Origin of the sequence: Rhodococcus sp. EPR-134, assembly GCF_001647205.1 — a bacterium.
In the GTDB taxonomy this organism is placed as follows: Bacteria; Actinomycetota; Actinomycetes; order Mycobacteriales; family Mycobacteriaceae; genus Rhodococcus_F; species Rhodococcus_F qingshengii.
The window spans coordinates 1-1860 of sequence record NZ_LVCT01000694.1 but is presented as its reverse complement, the minus strand read 5'-3'; the positions used below and the strand labels follow the sequence as shown (position 1 = coordinate 1860).

General features: G+C 60.9%; 1 protein-coding gene. It reads left to right on the top strand.

What is annotated here, in order from left to right; genetic code table 11:
* Positions 1–1860 (top strand): amino acid adenylation domain-containing protein (locus A2J01_RS30400; protein ID WP_156519453.1); only part of this gene is annotated, 1860 nt, incomplete at both ends.

The window sequence follows — 1860 nt, the reverse complement described above, 5'->3', positions numbered from 1 at the left end:
TGGTGTGGATTCGACGTTGTCGGCGTGGTTCGATGATGCTGCTGCGCGGTTTGGTGATCGGGTTGCGGTGCGGTTCGGTGGCGAGTCGTTGTCGTATGGTGAGTTGTCGGTGCGGGCTAATCGTTTGGCGCGCAGGTTGATTGCTCAGGGTTGTGGTCCGGAGTCGTTGGTGGCGGTGGCGTTGCCGCGGTCGGCGGATCTTGTGGTGGCGTTGTTGGCGGTGGTGAAGTCCGGTGCGGGGTATTTGCCGGTGGATCCGTCGTATCCGGCTGATCGTGTCGAGTTCATGTTGGCTGATGCTGCTCCGGTGGCTGCGATTTCGTGGTCCGGGCGTGAGTTGGTGTTGCCCGCTGGTTTGCCTGTGGTTGATATCGACGCGGTGGATGTGTCGGAGTTCGATGGTTCGGTGGTTTCGGATGCGGATCGTGTTGCGCCGTTGCGGTCGTCGAATGTTGCGTATGTGATTTACACGTCGGGTTCGACGGGTCGCCCGAAGGGTGTGCAGGTTCCGCACACGACGGTGGCGAAGTTGTTTGCGAATACCGAGGGTGTGTACGGGTTCGACGAATCCGATGTGTGGACGATGTTCCACAGTTATGCGTTCGACTTCTCGGTGTGGGAGTTGTGGGGTCCGCTGTTGTACGGCGGCACGTTGGTGGTTGTGGATTATGTGACGTCGCGGTCGCCGGAGCAGTTCTTGGAGTTGCTTGCTGCTGAGCGGGTGACGGTGCTCAATCAGACGCCGTCGGCGTTCTATCAGTTGGCCGAGGCTGATCGGTTGGCGTCGGAATCCGGTCGGGCCGCTGAGTTGTCGTTGCGGTGGGTTGTTTTCGGCGGCGAGGCGCTCGAGCTGCGTCGCTTGTCGGATTGGTACGGCCGCCGCGGTGACTTCGCGCCGACGTTGGTGAACATGTACGGCATCACGGAGACGACGGTGCATGTGAGCCATCGTGTGTTGGATGCTGCGTTGGCGGCGGGTGCGTCGGCGAGTGTTGTGGGTCAGGCTATTTCGGGTCTGCAGGTGTTCGTGCTCGATACGCGTTTGGCTCCGGTGCCTGTTGGTGTCGCGGGTGAGATGTATGTCTCTGGTGTTCAGTTGGCTCGGGGTTATCTGGGCCAGGCGGGGTTGACGTCGACGCGGTTTGTGGCGAATCCGTTCAATGCCGGCGAGGTGTTGTACCGCACGGGTGACGTCGCGTCGTGGAACAGCGCTGGTGATTTGGAGTATCTGGGTCGCGCGGATGATCAGGTGAAGATCCGTGGTTTCCGGATCGAGATCGGTGAGATCGAGTCTGCGGTGTTGGCGGATGTGTCGGTGGCGCAGACGGCGGTGGTTGTCCGTGAGGATTCTCCGGGTGATCAGCGGTTGGTGGCGTATGTGGTTCCGGCTGCGGGTGTGAGCGTTTCGGTCGACGATGTCCGCACCGGTGTGGGTTCGTTGTTGCCGGAGTACATGGTGCCGTCGGCGTTTGTGGTGTTGGATTCGATTCCGTTGACGGTGAACGGGAAGTTGGATCGTCGGGCGTTGCCGGTTCCGTCGTTGCAGGTTGCGGTGTTCCGTGCTCCAACGTCGGTGGTGGAAGAGGTTGTTGCGCAGACGTTTGCGGATGTTCTGGGCGTCGAGCGTGTTGGTTTGGATGATGATTTCTTCGCGCTCGGTGGTAATTCGCTGATTGCGACGCAGGTGACGTCTCGGTTGGGTCAGGCGTTGGATGCTTCGGTGTCGGTGCGGGAGTTGTTCGAGGCGTCGACGGTGGAGGCGTTGGCTGCTCGTTTGGGTTCTCATGTCGGTGGCGGTTCACGTGCGGCGTTGACTGCGCAGGTGCGTCCGGTTCGGGTTCCGTTGTCGTTGGCGCAGCA